Source organism: Hydrogenophaga intermedia, from assembly GCF_000723405.1.
GTDB lineage: Bacteria > Pseudomonadota > Gammaproteobacteria > Burkholderiales > Burkholderiaceae_C > Hydrogenophaga > Hydrogenophaga intermedia.
Window position 1 is genome coordinate 96969 of record NZ_CCAE010000006.1, and the last position, 21538, is coordinate 118506.

16 protein-coding genes are annotated in these 21538 nt (G+C 71.1%); 11 read left to right on the forward strand and 5 right to left on the reverse strand.

Translation table 11 applies throughout. From position 1 onward, the window contains the following. Positions 1-54 precede the first annotated feature (54 nt). Positions 55-2214, reverse strand: a complete 2160-nt coding sequence (gene katG, locus BN948_RS06130; RefSeq protein WP_009518405.1) for a catalase/peroxidase HPI — start codon at positions 2212-2214, stop codon at positions 55-57. Positions 2215-2386: 172 nt separating this feature from the next. Then, positions 2387-3349, reverse strand: a complete 963-nt coding sequence (locus BN948_RS06135) for an AEC family transporter (RefSeq protein WP_035620858.1) — start codon at positions 3347-3349, stop codon at positions 2387-2389. 68 nt (positions 3350-3417) lie between these two features. Here BN948_RS06135 and BN948_RS06140 point away from each other — a divergent pair, with 68 nt between their 5' ends. Together BN948_RS06140 and BN948_RS25495 are read left to right on the forward strand one after the other, a co-directional pair. Continuing rightward, complete coding sequence (locus tag BN948_RS06140) at positions 3418-5478, forward strand: ATP-dependent helicase (protein ID WP_009518403.1); 2061 nt, start codon at positions 3418-3420, stop codon at positions 5476-5478. Further along, positions 5478-5942, forward strand: a complete 465-nt coding sequence (locus tag BN948_RS25495; RefSeq protein WP_009518402.1) for a hypothetical protein — start codon at positions 5478-5480, stop codon at positions 5940-5942. The genes BN948_RS06140 and BN948_RS25495 overlap by 1 nt, the downstream gene beginning before the upstream one ends. A 21-nt stretch (positions 5943-5963) precedes the next feature. On the opposite strand, the gene gdhA is transcribed toward BN948_RS25495, so the two are convergent. Continuing rightward, the gene (gene gdhA, locus BN948_RS06150; RefSeq protein WP_035620812.1) at positions 5964-7307 is read right to left on the reverse strand and encodes an NADP-specific glutamate dehydrogenase; all 1344 of its coding nucleotides are present in this window, start codon (positions 7305-7307) and stop codon (positions 5964-5966) included. A 50-nt stretch (positions 7308-7357) separates the two neighbouring features. Further along, positions 7358-8269, reverse strand: a complete 912-nt coding sequence (locus tag BN948_RS06155; RefSeq protein ID WP_009516162.1) for a LysR family transcriptional regulator — start codon at positions 8267-8269, stop codon at positions 7358-7360. 159 nt (positions 8270-8428) lie between these two features. Between BN948_RS06155 and BN948_RS06160 the strand changes: the two genes are divergently transcribed. The 5 genes from BN948_RS06160 to BN948_RS06180 are packed head-to-tail and all read left to right on the forward strand — an operon-like array spanning position 8429 to position 14672. Then, complete coding sequence (locus tag BN948_RS06160; protein ID WP_009516164.1) at positions 8429-9667, forward strand: NAD(P)/FAD-dependent oxidoreductase; 1239 nt, start codon at positions 8429-8431, stop codon at positions 9665-9667. 10 nt (positions 9668-9677) lie between these two features. Beyond that, positions 9678-11642, forward strand: a complete 1965-nt coding sequence (locus BN948_RS06165) for a hydantoinase/oxoprolinase family protein (protein WP_009516165.1) — start codon at positions 9678-9680, stop codon at positions 11640-11642. Beyond that, positions 11639-13219 (forward strand): hydantoinase B/oxoprolinase family protein, encoded by a 1581-nt coding sequence (locus tag BN948_RS06170; RefSeq protein WP_009516167.1) that lies wholly within the window; start codon positions 11639-11641, stop codon positions 13217-13219. The genes BN948_RS06165 and BN948_RS06170 overlap by 4 nt, the downstream gene beginning before the upstream one ends. A 27-nt stretch (positions 13220-13246) precedes the next feature. Then, positions 13247-14251 (forward strand): Bug family tripartite tricarboxylate transporter substrate binding protein, encoded by a 1005-nt coding sequence (locus BN948_RS06175; RefSeq protein WP_009516169.1) that lies wholly within the window; start codon positions 13247-13249, stop codon positions 14249-14251. A 19-nt stretch (positions 14252-14270) separates the two neighbouring features. Next, a complete protein-coding gene (locus BN948_RS06180; protein WP_009516170.1) occupies positions 14271-14672 on the forward strand; it encodes a RidA family protein in 402 nt (133 codons plus the stop codon). A gap of 35 nt (positions 14673-14707) precedes the next feature. Here the strand turns inward: BN948_RS06180 and BN948_RS06185 are convergent, their stop codons facing one another. Continuing rightward, complete coding sequence (locus tag BN948_RS06185) at positions 14708-17266, reverse strand: cache domain-containing protein (protein ID WP_009516172.1); 2559 nt, start codon at positions 17264-17266, stop codon at positions 14708-14710. 258 nt (positions 17267-17524) lie between these two features. On the opposite strand from BN948_RS06185, the gene BN948_RS06190 reads away from it, so the two are divergent. From BN948_RS06190 to BN948_RS06205, 4 genes are all read left to right on the forward strand, one after another. Continuing rightward, positions 17525-18211 (forward strand): TetR family transcriptional regulator C-terminal domain-containing protein, encoded by a 687-nt coding sequence (locus BN948_RS06190; RefSeq protein WP_009516174.1) that lies wholly within the window; start codon positions 17525-17527, stop codon positions 18209-18211. A gap of 181 nt (positions 18212-18392) precedes the next feature. Then, positions 18393-19337: a PDR/VanB family oxidoreductase gene (locus tag BN948_RS06195; protein WP_051755949.1), complete on the forward strand. Its 945-nt coding sequence runs from the start codon at positions 18393-18395 to the stop codon at positions 19335-19337. 7 nt (positions 19338-19344) lie between these two features. Next, positions 19345-20646, forward strand: a complete 1302-nt coding sequence (locus BN948_RS06200) for an amidohydrolase family protein (protein ID WP_009516178.1) — start codon at positions 19345-19347, stop codon at positions 20644-20646. A 25-nt stretch (positions 20647-20671) separates the two neighbouring features. Continuing rightward, entirely contained in the window at positions 20672-21532 is an 861-nt protein-coding gene (locus tag BN948_RS06205; RefSeq protein ID WP_009516180.1) for a creatininase family protein, read from the forward strand. Positions 21533-21538 lie beyond the last annotated feature (6 nt).

Here is a 21538-nt window from a genome sequence, read left to right on the forward strand (position 1 = left end):
CCGGGATATCGGCCGCCCCTGGCCGGGGCTTGAGCCCCCGGCCAGTGCGCGCGATCAGGCGAGATCGAAGCGGTCCAGGTTCATGACCTTGACCCAGGCGGCGACGAAGTCCTTCACGAACTTGTCCTTGCCGTCTGCGCTGCCATACACCTCGGCCAGGGCGCGCAGCACCGAGTTGGAGCCGAACACCAGGTCGACGCGGCTGCCCGTCCACTTCACTGCGCCGCTCTTGCGGTCACGGCCCTCGTACTGGTCGCCGGACGGGCCCCACACCGTGCCCATGTCGAGCAGGTTGACGAAGAAGTCGTTCGTCAGCGTGCCGGGCCTGGCGGTGAACACGCCGAGCTTGCTGCCATCGAAGTTGGCGCCCAGCACGCGCAGGCCTCCGACCAGAGCCGTCATCTCGGGCGCGGTGAGCGTCAGCAACTGGGCCTTGTCCACCAGCAGGTGCTCGGCTGGCACCGACGAAGGGGCCTTGAGGTAGTTGCGGAAGCCGTCGGCGAAGGGCTCGAGGTACTCGAACGACTCGACGTCGGTCTGTTCCTGCGAGGCGTCCACGCGACCCGGCGCGAAGGGCACGTCCACCGAGGCACCGGCCGCCTTGGCGGCCATCTCGATGCCCACGCCACCGGCCAGCACGATCACGTCGGCCAGCGACAGCTTGCCACTCGCCTTCTGGATGGCCTCCAGCTTGGGCAGGGTCTTCACCGCGATGGCGTTGACGGCCCAGTCCTTCTGCGGTGCCAGGCGGATGCGCGCGCCATTGGCGCCGCCGCGCTTGTCACCGCCGCGGAACGTGGAGGCGGACGCCCAGGCGGTGGTCACCAGGTCGGACACCGGAATGCCGGCGGCGGCGATCTTGGCCTTCGCGTCGGCGATGTCGGCCGCCGTGGGCTGGTGGGTGGGCGCCGGCAGCGGGTCCTGCCAGAGCAGGTCTTCCTTCGGCACCTCGGGCCCCAGGTAGCGCGACTTCGGCCCCAGGTCGCGGTGCGTGAGCTTGAACCAGGCGCGCGCGTACGCCTCGGCGAAAGCCTGCGGGTCGTTGAGGAACTTGCGCGAGATCTTCTCGTAGGCCGGGTCGAAGCGCAGCGACAGGTCGGTCGTCAGCATGCTGGGCTTGCGCTTGGGCGAGTCGGGCGTGGGGCCGGGGATGAAGGCCTCGGCGCCCTTCGCCTCCCACTGGATGGCGCCGGCCGGGCTCCTGGTTTTCTCCCACTCGTACTTGAACAGGAACTGGAAGAAGTCGTTGCTCCAGCGCGCGGGGGTGCTGGTCCAGGTGACCTCCAGGCCGGAGGTGATGGTGTCGGCGCCCATGCCGCTGCCATGCTTGCTGGCCCAACCGAAGCCCTGCGCCTCCAGCTCACCGCCCTCGGGCTCCACGCCCACGTGGCTGGCCGCGCCCGCGCCGTGGGTCTTGCCCAGGGTGTGGCCACCGGCGATCAGTGCCACGGTCTCTTCGTCGTCCATGGCCATGCGCTTGAAGGTCTCGCGGATGTCCTTGGCCGCCGCGACCGGGTCGCCGCTGCCGTCCGGGCCCTCGGGGTTCACGTAGATCAGGCCCATCTGCACGGCGCCCAGCGGGTTTTCGAGGTCGCGCTCACCTGGCTTGCTGTGCGAATAGCGGCTGTTGGGTGTGGTGCTGGCCGCCAGCCAAGCCGTCTCCTTGCCCCAGTACACGTCCTGGTCGGGTTCCCACACGTCCTCGCGCCCACCGGCGAAACCAAAGGTGCGAAAGCCCGTGTTCTCCAGCGCCACGTTGCCGGCCAGGACCATCAGGTCGGCCCACGAGATCTTCTGCCCGTACTTCTGTTTGATGGGCCACAGCAGGCGACGGGCCTTGTCCAGGCCCACGTTGTCGGGCCAGGAGTTCAGCGGCGCGAAGCGCTGCTGACCACGCCCGGCGCCACCACGCCCATCGCCCACACGGTAGGTGCCGGCGCTGTGCCAGGCCATGCGGATCATGAGGCCCGCGTAGTTGCCGAAGTCGGCGGGCCACCAGTCCTGCGAATCCGTCATCAGGGCATTGAGGTCGGCCTTCAGGGCCTTGTAGTCGAGCTTCTTGAACTCGTCAGCGTAGTTGAACGACGTGCCCAGGGGGTTGGAGCGGCTCGAGTGCTGGTTCAGCAGGTCCAGGCGCAACTGGTTCGGCCACCAGTCCTTGTTGGACGTGCCGCCGCTGGCGGGGGCGTGGAAGGGACACTTGGCTTCTGACATGGTGGTCTCCTGGTGGGGGCGGGTTGGTATGGTCGTGTTCATGCCGAGGCCTGAGCAGCGACTACGGACATTCTGGTGAGCCACCCGCTCAACGTCCATGCAATTGAGCGAATATCATCGATAGATCATAACTATCGATTGGTGGTGATGCTTCGTCGATGGAAGCAGGGCCTCAGGTCAGCAGCGTGACGGCGCCGGAGAAGGTAAGGAAGGCCACTGCGGTGGTGACCAGGATGATGCGGGCGATGCGCCCGTTGTCGGCGCCGAAGCGCTCGGCCAGCAGGGAGACGTTGCTGGCGCTGGGCAAGGCGGCCGTGAGCACCATCACCGTGAGCGCGGCGCTGGACAAGCCCAGACCCAGGCGCATGGCCAGCAGCCCTGCGCCCAGCACCAGCAGCGGGTGCACCACCAGCTTCAACGCGGCCACCGGCAGGTAGTCGCCCAGGGGCATGGGGTGATTGGCCGTCATCTGCGCACGCGCCAACACGGCGCCGATGGTGAACAGTGCCACCGGCGATGCCGCGTCGGCCAGCAGCCAGACCGTTTTCTCCACCGGGCCCGGCAACTGGAAGGCCCAGGCCGAGGCGACGCCGCCCAGGCCGATGGCCCAGGGCATGGGGTTGGTGAGCACGCCGCGCAAGGCCTTGCGCGCGGCCGGCCACACGGCCGATCGGCCACTGCCCCCCGCGCCATCGAGGCGCGAGAGCGCGATGCACAGCGAACTGGTCACCAGCATGTCCACCACCATGGTGAGGATCACCGTGCCGGCGGCGCTGTCGCCCAACAAGGCGACGATGAGGGGCACGCCCATGAAGCCCGAGTTGGGAAAGGCCGCCACCAGCGCGCCGAAGGCGGCGTCGTTCCAGCGGATGCGGGCGTTGAGCGTGATGGCGATGGTGACGCCCACCACCAGCAGTCCGCACAACAGGTACAGGCCGGCGACCTTGGCGTCCAGCAGCTGCGCGATCGGCGTGGTGGAGCCGAAGCGGTAGAGCATGCAGGGCAAAGCGAAGAACAGCACGAAGCCGTTGAGCCCGGGAATGGCCTCCAGCGGCAGCAGTCGCCGCCGCGCGGCCAGGTAGCCGGCGAGCACGAGCGCGAAGAAGGGGAAGGTGATGAGCAGGACCTGCAGCACGGGCGGCATTGTGTCAGGCCTCGACACCCCCGGCCGCTATGATCCTTCGCTTTGCCTCGCCGCCTTCCATGTCCGCCGGTCTGAACCTCGCCCAGCTTGAAGCCGTGAACCACCTGGGCGGCCCCTGTCTGGTGCTGGCGGGCGCCGGGTCGGGCAAAACGCGCGTGATCACGCACAAGATCGCGCGGCTGATCCAGGCCGGGCTGGAGGCCAACCGCATCGCGGCCATCACCTTCACCAACAAGGCCGCCGCCGAAATGCGCGAGCGCGCCGGCCACCTGGTGGGGCGCGACGCGAAGAAGGTGCTGATTTGCACCTTCCACGCGCTGGGCGTGCGCCTGCTGCGCGAGGACGGCGAGGTGCTGGGCCTGAAGAAGCAGTTCAGCATCCTCGACACCGACGACATCACCAGCCTGCTCAAGGACTGCGGCACCACCACCGACGCCGCCACCGCGCGCCAGTGGCAGTGGACCATCAGCGCCTGGAAAAGCGCCGGCCTCAACAGCGCCGCCGCGCTGGCGCAGGCGCGCGACGAGAACGAGCGCAGCACCGCGCTGATCATGCAGCGCTACGAGGAGCGTCTGGTGGCCTACCAGGCGGTGGACTTCGACGACCTCATCGCCTTGCCGCTGAAGCTGCTGCGCGAGCACGCCGAGGTGCGCGAGAAGTGGCAGAAGAAGATGGGCCACGTGCTGGTGGACGAGTACCAGGACACCAACGCCACGCAGTACGAGCTGCTCAAGCTGCTGGTGGGCGAGCGCGCGCGCTTCACCGCCGTGGGCGACGACGACCAGTCCATCTACGGCTGGCGCGGCGCCACGCTGGACAACCTCAAGCGCCTGCCGCAGGACTTTCCCGAGCTCAAGGTCATCAAGCTGGAGCAGAACTACCGCTCCACCAGCGCCATCCTGCGCGCGGCCAACCACGTCATCGGGCCCAACCCCAAGCTGTTCCAGAAGACGCTGTGGAGCGAGCTGGGCGAGGGCGAGCCGGTGCGTGTGGTGGACTGCGACAACGAGGAGCACGAGGCCGAGCGCGCGGTGGCGCGCATCCTGAGCCTGCGCGCCAATTCGCAGCACAAGGAGTGGCGCGACTTCGCCATCCTCTACCGTGCCAACCACCAGGCGCGCGTGTTCGAGCAGTCGCTGCGCCGCGCGCAGGTGCCCTACAAGGTGTCGGGTGGCCAGAGCTTCTTCGACAAGGCCGAGATCCGCGACCTGTGCGCCTGGCTGCGCCTGCTCACCAACAACGACGACGACCCGGCCTTCCTGCGCGCGGCCACCACGCCCAAGCGCGGCATCGGCCACACCACGCTGGGGCAGTTGGGCGGCTTCGCCACGCAGTACAAGCTGAGCCTGTTCGCCGCGCTGTTCTCGCACTCGCTGCCCAGCGCGGTGTCGGGCCGCGCCATCAGCGCGTTGCACGAGTTCGGCCGCCAGGTGAACGACCTGGAGTACCGCGCGCGCCACACCGTGGGGCACGAGGCCGCGCGCACCTTCCTCACCGAATGGCTCAAGGACATTGGCTACGAGCAGCACCTGTACGACAACGAAGACAACGAGAAGGTGGCCGCGGCGCGCTGGACCAACGTGATGGAGTTCTGCGACTGGGTGGCGGGGCGCTGCGGCGGGCAGATCGACGACGCGGCGGGCGCCACCACCGAGACCGAGCGCAAGACGCTGCTGGAGGTGGTGCAGACGATCGCACTGATCTCCACGCTGTCCGAGCGCGAGCAGGACCAGAACGTGGTCACCCTGTCCACGCTGCACGCGTCCAAGGGCCTGGAGTGGCCGCACGTGACGCTGGCCGGCGTGAACGAGGGCCTGCTGCCCTTCAAGGTGGACGACGACACGCTGAGCGGCGAGGTGCAGCAGCAGCGCATCCAGGAGGAGCGCCGGCTGATGTATGTGGGCATCACGCGCGCGCAGCGCACGCTGGCGGTGAGCTGGCTCAAGCGCCGCAAGAAGGGCCGCGAGAGCGTGCCTGGCGCGGCGAGCCGCTTCATCGCCGAAATGGCACTGGACAAGGAAACCGTGAAGGAAGACCCGCGCGAGAAACTGCGGGCCCTGCGCGCGGAGTTTGCCAAGCGCGCGCAGGACGGCACGGCCGAGCAGAAGGCGCAGGCCTGATGCGGCGCGCCCTGCTGTCCGTCGCCCTGGCCGCGCTGCCCGCTTGGGCCGCCGCCCAGGCCACCGGCACCTGCACCGTGCCCGATCACGTGCCGCCCGCGCGCCTGAGCGGCGAATGGAACGCCACGTTCTGGAACGAAGGCGGGTCCGCCGAACGCCCGCTCGACACGGGCGTGCTGCGCCTGGAGCGCCACCCCGAGTACGGCGGCAGCGTGCGCGGCGACCTGTTGCGCGGCACCGGTGGCCAGATGCGGCGCTCCATCGTCTCGGGCGACGTCACCGACGGTGAGTTCCACTTCGACGAATCCGACGACGGCGTCGACATGGCGGCGGTGTGGAACGGCGTGGCCGAGGACTGCGGCGGGCGCCTCGCCATCACGGGCACGCGCCGGCCCGCCACGGGTGCGGACTCGCCCGACCCCGTGCTGCGGTTCCGGCTGACGAAGCCCACGGGCTGGCGCTGAAGCGCCGCCCGCGGCGGCACCTCAGATCACGCCCTGCGCGAGCATCGCGTCGGCCACCTTCACGAAGCCGGCGATGTTGGCGCCATCCACATAGCTCACCGTGCCGTCGGCGCGGCGGCCGTGGCGCACGCAGGCGGCGTGGATGCCCTGCATGATCTGCAAGAGGCGGCCATCCACCTCGTCGCGCGGCCACGACAGGCGCAGCGCGTTCTGGCTCATCTCCAGGCCCGAGGTGGCCACGCCACCCGCGTTGCTGGCCTTGCCCGGGCCGAACAGCACGCCCGCGTTCTCGAAGGCCGTGGCGGCCTCGATGGTCGACGGCATGTTGGCGCCCTCGGCCACGCACTTCACGCCGTTGGCGATCAGGGTGGCGGCGTCGTTCGCGTCCAGCTCGTTCTGCGTGGCACAAGGCAGGGCAACGTCCACCGGCACGTGCCAGGGGCGTTTGCCGGCCTCGAAGTGCGCGCCGGTGCGCTGGGCGTAGTCGCTCACGCGGCCGAAGTGGTGGTTCTTCACGTCCATCAGGATGGCGAGCTTCTCGGGTGAGAAGCCGTCCTCGTCGACGATGGTGCCGCTGGAGTCGGACACGGTGACCACCTTGGCGCCCAGCGCCATGGCCTTCTCCACCGCGTACTGCGCCACATTGCCCGAACCCGACACCGACACGCGCAGGCCCTGGAAGGACATGCCGCGGGTCTTGAGCATTTCCTCGGCAAAGTACACGGTGCCGTAGCCGGTGGCCTCGGGGCGGATCAGCGAGCCGCCGAAGCTCAGGCCCTTGCCGGTGAAGACGCAGTCGGCGCGGTTGCTGAGCTTCTTGGTCATGCCGGCCATGAAGCCCACCTCGCGCCCGCCCACGCCGATGTCGCCCGCGGGAACGTCGGTGTCCGAGCCCACGTGGCGGAACAGCTCGCTCACGAAGGCCTGGCAGAAGCGCATCACCTCGCCGGGGCTCTTGCCCTTGGGGTCGAAGTCGGCACCGCCCTTGCCACCACCCATGGGCAGCGTGGTCAGCGCGTTCTTGAAGGTCTGCTCGAATGCCAGAAATTTAAGCACCGAGAGGTTGACCGAGGGGTGGAAACGGATGCCGCCCTTGTACGGGCCGATGGCCATGCTGAGCTGGATGCGGTAGCCGCGGTTGACGCGCACCGTGCCGTGGTCGTCCACCCAGGACACGCGGAACATGACCACGCGCTCGGGCTCCACGAGGCGCTCCAGCAGGCTGTGTTCGGCGTATTTCGGGTGCTCGGCGATGAAGGGCCACAGGCTCTCCATCACCTCGGTCACGGCCTGCAGGAATTCGGGTTGGCCGGGGTTGCGCTCGGCGACGGTGTGCAGGAACTGCTCGGCGGAGGGGGTCTTCACGGGGCTCCAGAATGGTGCGGTTGAAACAAAAAACGCACCATTTTGCAACGTCACCGCACCGCTTTGCGCCGCGGCACCCCATGGCGCTGGCGCAGCAAGGCCAGGAACGCCGCGCCCGCCGGTGACAAGGACTGCCCCTTGCGCTGGTAGACGAAGTACTCGCGCTGCACCGCCGGCCCGCGCAGCGGGATGAAGCGCACGCCGAAGTTGCCCGCGAAGGACCGCGCGTACTCGGGCGCCACCAGCACGCCCATGCCGTGCCCGGCCAGCGCCAGCGCGGTGGTGATGTAGTCGACGTCACTCACCGTGTTGAGCGCGAAGTCGTGCCCGTGCGCGTGCAGGCTGCGCTCCAGGTGGCGGGTGAACTCGTTCGAGTAGCCGATCCAGCGCTCCTCGCGCAGGTCCTTCCATGACACGCTCGCGCGGTCGTAGGCGGGGTGCCCCGCGGGGCAGACGAAGCGCAGCGGCACGTTCATGAGGAAGCTGCGCGTCACGTCCTCGCCGGTCAGGCGGTCGGGGCCGATGCCGAGCTCCACCGCGCCGTGGCGCACCGTGTCCACCACGCCGTCGGCCACCGCGTCCTTCAGCCGCACGCTGATCTGCGGGTGCTGCTCGCCGAACTCGTTGAGGATGGAGGCGACCCAGGTGCAGGCCATCATCTGCGAGGTGGCCACGCGCAGGAAGCCGCGCCGCAGCGCGCGGATCTCGGACGCGCCATCGAGTACCTGGCGCACGTCCTCCAGGATGCGCTGCGCCAGAGGCAGCAGGTTGCGCCCCGCCTCGGTGAGCGTGATGGCCGTGCGGCCGCGGTCGAAGAGCTGCAGGCGCAGTTCCTGTTCGAGCTGCTGCACCAGCATGCTCACGGCCGACTGCGTGAGGTTGAGCTGGCGCGCGGCGCCGGTGAAGCTGCCGCTGTGCGTGACGGCGGCGAAGGCGCGCATCTGGCGCAGGCTGATGTTCATGGGTCCTCCACGATCGACGACGGTGCATGGTGCGCCGTGGGCGCACCACCATCAGGTTACCTGATCGATCCATCAAAAGAATTGGCTTGGTTGATGACAAGCCCATTCCTAGAATGACCCGGCCTCCCCGTTTCTTACCCCGTTCTTCCCGGATTCCTCATGCACATCGCCGTCATCGGCACCGGCATCGTGGGCGCCTGCAGCGCCGCCTGGCTGCAGCGCGATGGCCACCAGATCACCTTCGTCGACCCACTCGAACCGGGCGAAGCCTGCTCCTTCGGCAACGCGGGCTCGCTCTCACCCAGCGCCTGCCTGCCCGTGGGCATGCCGGGCATGTGGCGCAAGGTGCCCAAGTGGCTGCTCGACCCGCTGGGCCCGCTCACCGTGCGCACGGGCTACCTGCCGCGCGTGATGCCGTGGCTGGTGCGGATGCTGCGCCACTCCACGCCGCAGGAGGTCACGCGCATCGCCGGCGCGCTGCAGACCCTGCTGCGCCCCATCTTCGATTGCTACGGCCCGCTGCTCGACCACGCGAACGCCAGCGAGCTGGTGCGCCGCACCGGCTGCCTGTACGTCTACTCCTCGCGCGAGGCCGCGGCGCAGTGGAAGTGGGGCATGAACCTGCGCCGCTCGCTCGGCGTGAACCTGGTCGACGTGGAGCGAGAGGAGCTCGAGGCGCTGGAGCCCGACCTGAAGGGCCAGTTCCGCTTCGGCATCCTGGCGCCCGACAACGGCTCCACGCTGGACCCGTCGCAACTGGTGAAGGCCCTGTGCCGCCAGGCCCTGCGCGACGGCGCGCGCCACGACCACCGCTCGGTCACCGGCTTCGAGCGCGCGGGCCGGCGCGTGACCGGCCTGCGCATGGACAGCGGCGAGCCGCTGGCGGTCGACGGCGTGGTGATCGCGGCCGGCGCCTGGTCCGGCGCGCTCGCGGCGCAGCTGGGCGACCGCGTGCCGCTGGAGACGCAACGCGGCTACCACGTCACGGTGCGCAGCTCCAACCTGACGCTGCGCCACACGGTGATGGCCTCCGAGGCCAACCTGATGATCAACCCCATGGCCATGGGCCTGCGCCTGGCGGGCACGGTGGAGTTCGCGGGCCTCAAGCGCGCGCCCAACTACGAGCGCGCCCAGGCCCTGCTGCGCCAGGGCCTGCGCCTGTTCCCGCACCTGGACACGTCCGAGGTGACGCAGTGGATGGGCCACCGCCCCTGCATGCCCGACAGCCTGCCCGTGATCGACCGCAACCGCGACGTGGACAACGCCTGGATGGCCTTCGGCCACGGCCACATGGGCATGTGCATGGGCGCCACCACGGGGCGTGAGGTCGCGCACCTTGTCGCGGGTCGGCCCACGCAGGTGGACCTCGCCCCCTTCTCCGCCTCGCGGTTCAGATGAAGGACCGACGATGAGCGCGCAATGGGCCATCGGCGTGGACATGGGCGGCACCTTCATCGACGTGGTCGCCTGTTCCAGCGGGGGTGAGTTGCGCGCGCTCAAGCACCCGCGCGAGGCCGGCGAGCTGGTGCAACCCATCCTGGCGGCGGTGCAGCGCCTGCTCGATGAACAGCGCATCGAGCCCGCGCAGGTGGCGCGCCTGGTGCACGGCTCCACCGTGGTCACCAACCTGCTGCTGGAACAGGGCGCCGGCCCGGTCGCCGTGCTCACCAACGCAGGCCTGCGCGACGTGCTCGCCCTCGCGCGCCAGGACCGGCGCGACCTGTACACGCCCGCCGTGGCACCGCCCACGCCCGAGCGCCGCTTGTTCCCGGCCGAGCTGCGGTTCGAGATCGGCGGGCGCATCGACGCGCACGGCGACGAGGTCGAACCGCTGGACCGCGCGCAGGTGAGCGCCATCGCCCACCAACTGCGCGCGCAAGGCATCGCCTCGGTGGCGGTGTGCCTGCTGTTCGCGCACCTGCGGCCCGCACACGAGCAACAGGTGCGCGACTGGCTGCTCGACGCCGAGCCCGACTTGCTGGTCTCGCTGTCCAGCGAGGTCGATCCGAAACCGCGCGAGTTCGAGCGCTTCCTGGTCACGGCCTTCGACGCGTACAGCAAGCCGCTGGTGCAGCGTTACCTGCACGCCTTGGGCGAGGCGCTGCGCGCGCGTGGCCTGCCCGAGCCCGCGCTGATGCGCTCTGAAGGCGGCATCGCGCCCTGGACCGACGCAGCGCTGCGCCCCATCGGCCTGGCGATGTCGGGCCCCTGCGCCGCGCTGCAAGGTGTGGCCGCGAGCCTGCCGAAGGCCACCGGTGAAGGCGACAACGACGCCGCGCGCGTGGTGATGTCGGTGGACGTGGGCGGCACCAGCACCGACATCGGCCTGCTCGACGCCGGCCGCCCGCTGTTCAGCGACACGCTGCTGTGCGGCGACCTCACGTTGCGCCTGCGCTGCGCGGACGTGGAGTCGCTGTCCATCGGCGGCGGCAGCCTGGCCACGGTGAACGCGGGCGGCGGCCTGCGCCTGGGCCCGCGCTCGCAGGGCGCCTGGCCCGGCCCCGCGGCCTATGGCCTGGGCGGCACCGAGGCCACGCTGACCGACGCGCTGGTCCTGCTGGGCCGCCTGCCCGAGCGGCTGTCCGGCGGCGTGGTGCTCGACGTGAAGCGCGCGCGCGCCGCCATCGAGAGAGACGTGGCCGCACCCCTGGGCCTGAACGCGGAAGACGCCGCGCGCGCCGTCGTCGCCACCGCGGCCACTGCCATGGCCGAGAGCGTGAAGATGCGCGCCTTCCAGCGCGACCTGCACCCGGCCGACTGCGTGCTGGTGGCCGCTGGCGGCGGCGGCGCGCAGCACGTGGCCGAGGTGGCCGAGCTCGCTGGCGTGCCGCGCGTGCGCGTGATCCCGCACGCGGGCGTGATCGCGGCGCTGGGCCTGCTGGCCTCCCCGCCCACGCGCACGGTGGAACGCTCCTGCGCGCTGCCGCTCGATGCGAACGGCCTGGCCGCGCTGATCGAACACCGTGAGGCGATGCGCTGCGCGGTGCGCCAAGGCGAGGCGCGCTGGAGCCTGGAGTTGCTCATCGTTGGCCAGGGCAACCCGGTGGAGGTGGCGTGGGAAGCCGACGACGACCTCACCACACTGCGCGAGCGCTTCGCCGCCCGCTACGACACCCTGCGCGGCCAGTTGCCCGCGCGCTTCGAGGTGCTGGCCCTGCTGCTGCGCGGCGTGTTCGAACAGGTCGTGCCCGCGCCGGGCATCAACGCCCACCACCTGCGCCCCGACCCCGCGCTGTGGGCCGGCTGCCCCACCGAGGGCGCGGGCCCGCGCGCCATCTTCGCCGCCACCACCACGGTGTGGGTGCCCGAGGGCTGGCGCTGGACATTGGCGCCGGACGGCGCACTGCTTATGCACCGAGAGCAAGAAGCATGAACCGCGAGCACCTGATCCTCATGGAGCCCGTGCGCCTCGCGTTGCAGGGCATCGTGGACCGCATGCAGAGCCGCATGATGCGCGCGGCCTATTCCTCCATCGCGCGCGAGGGCGGCGACTGCGCGGCCGCCGTGTTCCTGCCCGACGGGCGCCTGCTTGCGCAGGCACGCTCGCTGCCGCTGCTGCTGGGCTCGCTGATCCCCGCCATCGCCGGCCTGCTGCAACGCTGCCCGGTGGCCGCGATGGCCGAGGGCGATGCCTGGCTGATGAACGACCCGTGGTCGGGCGGCACGCACCTGCCCGACCTGATCGTGGTGCGCCCGGTGTTCGGCGACGGCGCGGTGATCGCACTGGCCGCGGCGATCCTGCACCACCAAGATGTGGGCGGTGTCGCGGCGGGTTCGATCCCGCCGAACGCCACCGAGATCTACCAGGAAGGCCTGCGCATTCCGCCCGTGCGCTGGCGCGTGAAGGGCGAGCCCGATCCCGGCATCGAGGCCCTGCTGACGGCCAACAGCCGCACGCCCGGCAACCTGCTGGGCGACCTGAACGCGCAGTGGTCGGCGGTGAGCCTGGGCGCCAGCGAGATGGCCGCGTTGCGCGCGCGCACCGGCGCGCCCTTCGGGGCCGTGTGCGACGCGCTGCTGGCGCAGTCCGAGCGCCTCACGCGTAAGGCACTGAGCGCCGCGCCCGACGGCGAGTGGCACTGGCAGGACCAGCTCGACGGCGACGGCATCAGCGACACGCCGGTGCGCATCGCCGTGAGCCTGCGCAAACAGGGCGACGCACTCACCATCGACTTCACGGGCTCCTCGCCGCAGACGCGCGGGCCGGTGAACGCCTCGCCGTCGAGCATGATGTCGGCGATCCTCTTCTTCATGCGCTCGCTCGCGCCGCAGGCCCCCAACAACGCGGGCTGCCTGGCACCGGCCACCTGGATCCTGCCCGAGGGCAGCGTGGTCAACCCGGCCCTGCCGGCCGCGGTGAACGCGCGCACCGCCACGCTCAAGCTGGCGTGCAACGCCATGCTCGGCGCCTGGTCCTCGGGCGCGTCGCGCGACCCGCTCGCGGCCAACGCGGGCGTGGCCACGGTGCTCTCGCTCAGCGGCGCACGCGCCGACGGCCAGCGCTGGCTGCTCACCGAGATCATCGCCAGCGGCGCGGGCGCGAGCGCGCACGGTGACGGCACCAGCGGCGTCTCCACCGACGTAGGCAACGCGCGCAACACGCCGCTCGAGGTGATCGAGTCGGAAGCGCCGCTGCGCGTGCACTGCTACGCGATCCGCGAAGCCTCGGGTGGCGCGGGCCGTTTCAACGGTGGCCACGGCGTGCGCCGGGTCTACGAATTGCTAGAAGGACAGGGCAGCGTCTCCTACCGGGGCGAGCGCCATGTCAGCCGCGCGCGCGGCAGCGAAGGGGGCGGCGACGGCGCGCCCTCGGCCGCTCGCGTCGAAAGATCCGATGGACGTGTCGACGTGCTGCCCGCGAGGGCGCGTGTCGACTGGTCCGCTGGAGACAGGCTCGTCATAGAAACGGCCGGAGGAGGCGCGTGGGGCGAGGCCATGCCACGCCACTGAAACCATCCACTTGAAAGCGAGAACACGATGAACCGCATCACCCTCACCCGCAGAAGCCTCGTCAGTGCCCTGACCGTGGCCACCACCGTCGGCATGGCCGCGCTCGCGCCCATGACCGCGTCCGCGCAGGACGCCTACCCGAGCAAGATGGTGCGCATCGTCGTGCCCTTCCCGCCCGGCGGCAGCACCGACCTGCTCGCGCGCAAGATCGGCGAGAAGCTCTCCGCGCAATGGAAGCAGCCCGTCATCGTGGACAACCGCCCCGGCGCGGGCGGCACCGTGGGCGCGGACCACGTGTCCAAGGCCGCGCCCGATGGCTACACCCTGCTCATCGGCGTGACCGGCAGCAACGGCATCGCCGGCTCGCTCTACCCCAACCTGCCCTACGACCCGATCAAGGGGTTCACGCCCGTGACGGCCGTGGTGAGCGCGCCGCTCATCATCGTGCGCAACGAACGCCTGAGCGCCAAGACCCTGCCAGAGCTCGTGGCGGCGGCCAAGGCCAAGCCGGGCTCCATCACCTACGGCTCGCCGGGCACCGGCACGTCCATGCACCTCACAGGCGAGATGTTCGAACTGGCCACCAAGACGGCGCTGCTGCACATCCCCTACCGCGGCAGCGCGGGCGCGCTGACCGACCTCATGGGCGGCCAGATCGACCTGATGTTCGGCGACGTGCTGGTGGTGATGCCGCAGATCGAGGCGAAGAAGATCACGCCGATCGCGGTGACGTCGAAAGAGCGTCACCCCCTGTTCCCCAATGTGCCCACCGTGGCAGAGAGCGGCTACCCGGGCTTCGAGGCCCTGTCGTGGCAAGGCCTGTTCGCGCCGCCCGGCACGCCCGCGGCCGTGGTCGACAAGATCAACAAGGACGTGAACGCGGCGCTCGCCAGCCCCGACATCCAGGAGTATTTCGTCTCGCGTGGCTTCAAGCTGGGCGGCAGCGGTGCGGCCGAGTACAAGGCCTTCATCGAGGCCGAGAACAAGAAGTGGGCCGGCATCGTGAAGACGGCCGGCGTGAAGCCGGACTGACCGCGGACTGATCGCACGCATGCCGGACAACACCGACATCGAGCACATCGGCCCGCCCGTGCAGCGGGCCGGTGTGGTGCAACCGATCTCGCCCGCCGTGGTGGCGAATGAGCGCCTGGTCTTCGTCGCGGGCCAGGTGCCCATGCGCAACGGCCAGCCCGCGGGCGAGGACATCGTGAGCCAGACGCACTACACGATCGACCTGATCGAGGACATCCTGCGCCGCGCCGGCTGCACGCTGGCCGACGTGGTGAAGACCACCGTGTGGCTGGTGGACGGGCAGGACTACCCCGGCTTCAACGCGGCCTACGCCGAGCGTTTCCCGGCCGCCACGGCGCCGGCGCGCTCGACGGTGATCGCGGGACTCATCGCGCCGGTGCGCGTGGAGATCGAGGCGGTGGCGCTGCGCCCGCGCGGCTGAGGGCCACGCGCTTCGCTCCTGCCGCTCACGCCGCCTCAGGCGTGGGCGAGCAACGCGTCCAGGTCCAGCGGCGCGCAGTCGCCCAAGGCCTGGTCCGCGCAGCGCTCCAGCCAGTCGGGCGCGATGCAGCACAGCACGCGCGAGCCCCCACCAGCCCCCGGTGCCTCCACCGCCACGAGGGCGTCGATCAAGGGCGTACCGCCCCCCACCTGCGCCAGGCCCAGGCGCTGTCGCCGCGATGGCGCGACATCGACCATCGGCCCCAGGGCATCGACGCGCAGCGCGAAGCTGCGCGCCGCGCCATCGGCACGCGGCACACGCACCACGATGAGCTGGCGATCCGTCCCGCTCTCTCGCTCGGTCGATGCGTCCAGGCCCGCCACCGCCTGCCGCAAGTCGACCACGGGGTGCACCTGCTCACCCACCTGAACCAGTCCGCAGAAGGGCGCGCGCGCGGCGCTGCGCCCCAGCACCGCGGCGTCGGGCGCAGCCAGGAGCACGTGGCGCGCGTCCAGCGCAAGCCAGTGCCCGCCGAGCAGGAAGCTGGCCAGGCGCAGGCGGGCCGGGCCGTCTTCGCGCGCGGCATCGGTCGGCGGCAGCGGCGCTGCGCGCGGCGCCGGCCGGCGTTCGCACAGGTGGCGCAGGCTCAGGCAACTCAGGCCGTGGTCGTGGCCGTCGCGCGCGCGGTACTCGCGGTAGCCCTGGCCCCGGCTCACGCCGACACCGAACACCTGGCCCGCCACGTTGACCAGTCGCCCGCCCGTGCGGCAGGTCCCCACCACGCCGTCCGCCTGCAGCGGTGTGGCCGCGCCGACGCTCAGCACCACGCGGTCCCGCGCGTCGACGAAGGCCAGCGCATCGCGCGGCCCGCAACCGCTGGAGACGTCGTCGAGGATGGAGCGCAACTGCGCCACCGCATCCCATACCACGGCCACGCCGCCCAGCACCTCGCCGTTCTCGCCGCGCACCGCGGCCGCGTACACGAAGGCGGGCTCGGCGCTGAAGCGATTGGGCTCGAAGTCGCTCACCACATAGTGCTGCTCGTCGGCCAGGCCCAGGCAGCGCGCCACCCAGGGCGCGTCGCCGAGCGGTGCGCCGACGTGCGGCTCGTGTTCGGCCCGCGACACCGCCACCACGCGGCCCTGGCGGTCGAACAGCGCCAGGCCGCTGTAGACCGTGTAGAGCGCGTTGATGTCGCGCAGCACGGCGCTCGCTCGTGCGCAGCCCGTCTCGCCGGTGCGCAGCGTGCTGGCGAACTGCGGCGTCAAGGCCCACCAGCGGCAGTCGTTCGCCCGCTCGTAGAGGTTGCGGTCGAGGATCTGCATGGCCAGCGCGGCGCGGCTCTGCGCGTCGCTCAGCAGCGAGCGCGTGACCATGCCGTAGAGGTCCTGCAGCGCACCCGCGAAGACCCTCGCCGTGCGCCGCGCGGCACCACCGATCTCCGACAGCAGGGTCTGCGCGAACAGCAGATCGCGGGGCGCGAGCGCGCCCTCGCGCCCGCCGTCGTCCATCTGCCGCAACTCCAGCAGGCCGTTCCACACCGAGCGCTCCAGCGCGGACTCGATGGCCGAGGCGCGGCGCGGGATGTCGCGCAAGCCGGCCGACAGCACCTCGGCATGACCCGCCAGTGCCTCGTTCAAGGCCGACGGGTTGTCGCCGCGCGCGGGCTCGTCGAAGGCCAGGTCGATGGGCAGCAGCGCCAGGCCGCGCCAGCCCGGGCCCGCGTAGCCCTGGAAGCCGTGCGTGTCGCGAACCACCGCCAGGTAGCGCCGGCTCAGGTGGTGCAACAAGCGCGCGCCGGCCGCGTCGGCCCGCGGCAGCCGCCAGCCCGCGGGCAGTTGCAGGGCGTCGCTGGACCCCAGCACCCGGCCCTCAGCATCCACCAGCGCCAGCAGCACGCCCTCGCCCTCATCGGCGTTTGGGCCGCCCAGCGAGTCGAAGACCGTCGGCAGCTCGTCGGCGAGGTCGAAGACCAGGCACAGCACGCCCAGCGATCGCCCATCGGCCTCGACACGGCGCGCGTAGACGAGGGCCGGCCCGGCCCGTCCGCCGAAGCCCTGCGGCGCGAAGCGTTCCACGTAAGGCGCGACGCTGCGCATGGCCTCGCGCAGCAGGTCCTGTGCGGCGCCGTCCGTGTCCGGGCAGGCGGCCTCACACAGGCTCGCGCACAGCCGGCCCTCGGCGTCGAACAGCACGATGTCGCGGTAGACCGTGTACTTGCTCGCGTAGGCGCGCAGGCGTTGCTCGATGCGCGGGCGCAGCGCGGGCTCGGGCCGCGCAAGGTACTCGGCCACGCCCACGTCGGTGGCGAAGAAGCCGATGTCGGCCGTGCGCTCGAACAGGTTGCGCACCAGCACGTCGATGCAGACCTGCGCGCGCGTGCCGAGGTCGTCGATGCGGTGCTGCAGCGCCTCCGACACCAGGCCCTGCAGCAGTTCGTCGGACAGCGCGGAGAAGTCGCGCCGCGCCTGGGCGAGGTCGTCGCCCGAGGCGGCGCGTGCGGACAAGGGCGACAGGGAGGACAGCAGCGAGAGCTGGTCCCAGGCGCTTTCGACCAGGCGCAGCTCCTGGCGCTGGCGTTCGACGCCGGGCATGTGCCGCAGCCAGTGATCGGCGGAAGTGGGTAGGTCGTGCGCCATGGACGGTGGGTGGAAGCGGGCCGCGAAGGCGTCGGCCCAGCCCCGCTTATCGGTCGCGCGCGCGGCATCTTGATGAATGACGCGCGCGCCGTCGGCATACGCACCAACATGGTCAAGGGATGCACCTGATCAGGGCGCGAACCGCGCGCCGACAGGGGCCGCTGCTATCATCATTTCCCCCTTTCGCGAGTGCCGCGCCGAGCCGCTCCCACCATGACCACCGCCCGCTCCCCGGCGCGATCCGCGACCCGCCCCGCGCCGACCGACGCGCCCGCGCGCAAGGCCCGCCCCGCGCGCGAAAGCCGCCAGCGCATCCTCGCCGCCATCCGCGAGGCGGCCATCGAAGAGTTCAGCCTGCACGGGCTCAGGGGCACCTCCACCCAGGCCATCGCCGAACGCGCGGGCCTCACCAAGCCGCAGCTGCACTACTACATCACCGGCAAGGAAGAGCTCTACGCCGAACTGCTCGACTCGGTGATGATGGCCTGGAAGATCGAGTTCGCGCCGCCGGGCCTCACCGAGCCCGCCGACATCCTGGCCCACTACATCCGCCAGAAGCTGGACCACGCCTTCGACCAGCCGACCGTCTCACGCATCTTCACGCGCGAGATCCTCGACGGCGGCCACAACCTGGGACGCTACTGGCCCAACGCGCGGGTCTGGGTCGAGCAGGAGGTCGCGATCATCAACGGCTGGATCGCGCGCGGCCTGATGCGGCCCATGAACGCGCACCTGCTGCTCATGCACATCTGGGCCATGACACAGCACCACGCCGACTTCGCGCTGCAGGTGCGGGAGATGGTCAGCCACAGCCATCAGGGCGCGCCGCTGGACCGCGAGGCCGTGGCCAACGACCTGATCCCCTTCGTGCTGCGCGGCTGCGGGCTGATCAAGGACTGAGCCGCCGGCGCAAGCGCGCCAGGCCGGGTTTTCCCGACCTTGTGGCACAGGCATTGCTTCTATACTGACCAATTAGTCAAATTGAACGGTCAAATTAAGAGTGAGCGACGCCCTGGCCTGGCCCAAGCCCCCGTCCGCGGAGCCCATCCGAGGCGAATTCTGCGTCCGTGTGGCGCGTGTGATGCGCCATACCGAGGAGGTGAGCGGCTACCTTCTGAAGCGTCTGGACGGCCAGGCACTGCCCCCGGCCGAGGCCGGCGCCCATATCGACATTTACCTGCCGGGTGACCTGGCGCGCAGCTACTCGCTGTGCGGCGACCCGGCGCGCAGCGCCGAGGGCTACGAGATTGCGGTCAAGCGCGAAGAGCGCGGGCGCGGCGGCTCGCGCGCCCTGCACCAGTGGGCGCGCGAAGGCCAGCTCTTGCGCATCGGTCGGCCGCGCAATCTGTTTGCATTGGCGACGCAGGCCCCGCACCACCGCCTGCTGGGCGGCGGCATTGGCGTGACGCCGCTGGTGGCCATGGCGCACAGCCTGCACGCGCGCGGTGCGAGCTTCGACCTGCACGTGTTCGTGCGCAGCGCGGACCACCTGCCGCTGCGCGCGGCGCTGGAAGCCGCGCCCTGGCGCGATCGCGTGACGGTGCACCGCGACGACGCGCCCGAGACCCGCGCCGACCCGGCCACGCTGGTGGCGATGGCGCCAACGGGCGCGCATATCTACTACTGCGGCCCCGAGGGCTTCATGGACCGCCTGCGCGAGGCCTGCCACGACTGGCCGGCCGAGCGCGTGCACTTCGAGCATTTCGGTGCGCCACCGAAGGCCCCGCCTCCTGGCACCGACGCCGGCACCGACGCCAGCGCCGAGGCCGGCTTCGAACTGATCCTCGCGCGCCGTCAGCGGCGCCTGCACGTGCCGCCGGGCAAGAGCATCGCCATGGTGCTGCACGGTGCGGGCATCCCCGTGGACACGGTGTGCGAGCAGGGCATCTGCGCCTCCTGCATCACCCCCTACCTGGACGGCACGCCCGATCACCAGGACAGTTGCCTCACCGACGAGGAGCGCGCCACGCATGTCGCGGTGTGCTGCGCGCGCGCCCTCACGCCCACGCTCACGCTGGACATCTGAGCCCGCCATGACACCCACCGCGCCCGACACCGACACGCCCACTGCGCTGCACGGCGCGCGGCTGCCGCGCTGGCTGCTGCCCGCCGACTGGCCACAGCACGAAGGCCGGCCCGCGCTCGCGCGGCTGGACATCGCCGATGGCCGCATCGCGCGCGTGCGGCCGCTGCCCGTTGCCGAAGGGCCGGCGGGCCAGGCGCGCTGGGATCTGCGCGGCGCGCCGGTGCTGCCGGGCTTCGTCGAGGCGCACGCGCACCTGGACAAGGCCTTCATCGGCCCGCGCCTGGGCGCCGTGCGCCCGGGCCTGCTCGGCGCCATCGAGGCGGTGATCGCCGACCGCGAGCGCTGGACGCGCGAGGACCTGCGCGAACGCATGCAGCGCGGCCTGCGCTGGGCCTGGCAGGCCGGCACCACCCGACTGCGCACGCACATCGACTGGTGGGACCCGCAAGCCACGCCGCTGGCCTGGGACGTACTGGGCGAACTCGCGCACGAGTGGCGCGATCGTGTGGCGATCGAGCGCGTCGCGCTGGTCAAGCTCGGCCCCTGCGAGGACCGCGCGGTGGCGCAGGCGCTGGCGCGGCGCATCGCCGAGAGCGGGCCGGGCGCGCTGTTGGGCGGTTTCGTGCACAGCAGCCAGTGGAACCCCGGCGCGCTGCGCGAGCTGCTGCGCGCCGCGCAAGAACAGAACCTGGACCTCGACCTGCACGTGGACGAGGAACTCAACCCCGAGGCCGAGGGCCTGGCCTGGCTCGCGCGCAACCTGCGCGCCACGCGCTTCGACGGCCGCGTGGTCTGTGGCCACGCCTGCGCACTGGCCGCGCAGCCCGAGTCGCGCGCGCTGGCCACGCTGGACGCGGTGGCGCGCGCGCCCATCACGCTCGTGTCGCTGCCCATCACCAACCTGCTGCTGCAGGACGCGGCCAAGGGCCGCACGCCGCGCCAGCGCGGCCTCACGCTGGTGAAGGAAGCGCGCATACGCGGCATCCCCCTGCTGATCGGCAGCGACAACGTGCAGGACCCGTTCTGCCGCGTCGGCAGCCTGGACCCGGTGGAGACCCTGCAGGCCGCCGTGCTCGCGGGCCAGCTCGACGAGCCCTTGGATGCCTGGTCGCAATCGCTGTGCCGCGCCGACTGGCTCGACCGCGAAGCCCCGTTGGATGCGCCCGGCCTCGAAGGCCGGCCCGCCGACCTCGTCATCTTCGACCAGGCCGATGCCTGGTCCTGGCCCACGCGCACCGCACGCCGCCGCGTGCTGCGCCACGGCCGCGCCATCGACACCGACACCCGCGACGACGCGCCTTCGCGCTGACCCCACACCCCACGAGGACTCCGCCATGCTGCACGGCTACTTTCCCCCGCACCGCTTCCTGCCTTACCTGAGCTGGACCGAAATCACCGCGCTGCCCGACCGCGAGAACACCGTCATCGTGCTGCCCGTGGGCGCGACCGAGCAACATGGCCCGCACCTGCCCTGCTCGGTGGACACGGTGATCGCGGCCGGCGTCATCGGCAAGGCCTTCGAGCGCCTGCCCGCCGACGTGCGCGCCTTCGGCCTGCCACCCATCAGCTACGGCAAGTCCGAAGAGCACCTGCACTTCGCCGGCACCATGACGCTCAGCGGCACCACCCTGCTGTCCACCATGATCGAACTCGGCGAGTCGGTCTACCGCTCGGGCTTTCGCAAGCTGGTGTTCGCCAACGGCCACGGCGGCCAGCCCCAGGTGCTGGAGATGGCCGCGCGCGAGCTGCGCCTGCGCCATGGCGACTTCGTCATCGTGCCCTTCGGCGTCTCGCGCGTGCCCAACGTATCGGGCAAGTTCATCAGCGAGCAGGAGCGCAAGCAGTCCATGCACGCGGGCCACTCCGAGACCGCGCTCATGCTCGCGCTGGCGCCCGACACCGTGCACATGGAGCGCGCCGAGGCGGCCTTCCCGCCGGTGTTCCCCTCCAAGATCCTGTCGGCCGACGGCCGCCCCGCCTGCGCCTGGGTGGCCCGCGACTTCGGCCCCAGCGGTGTGATCGGCGACCCCACCACCGCCACGCGCGAGCAGGGCGAGGCCATCCTCGACAGCCTGGCCACCAGCTGGGTCCAGGCCATCACCGAGCTGCACGCGATGCAATGGGTCGTGCGCGACGAGCCCACCTGGGAGCGTGGCCACCACACAGGCCACATCCAGCAGACCCTGGCCGACTGAGTTCAA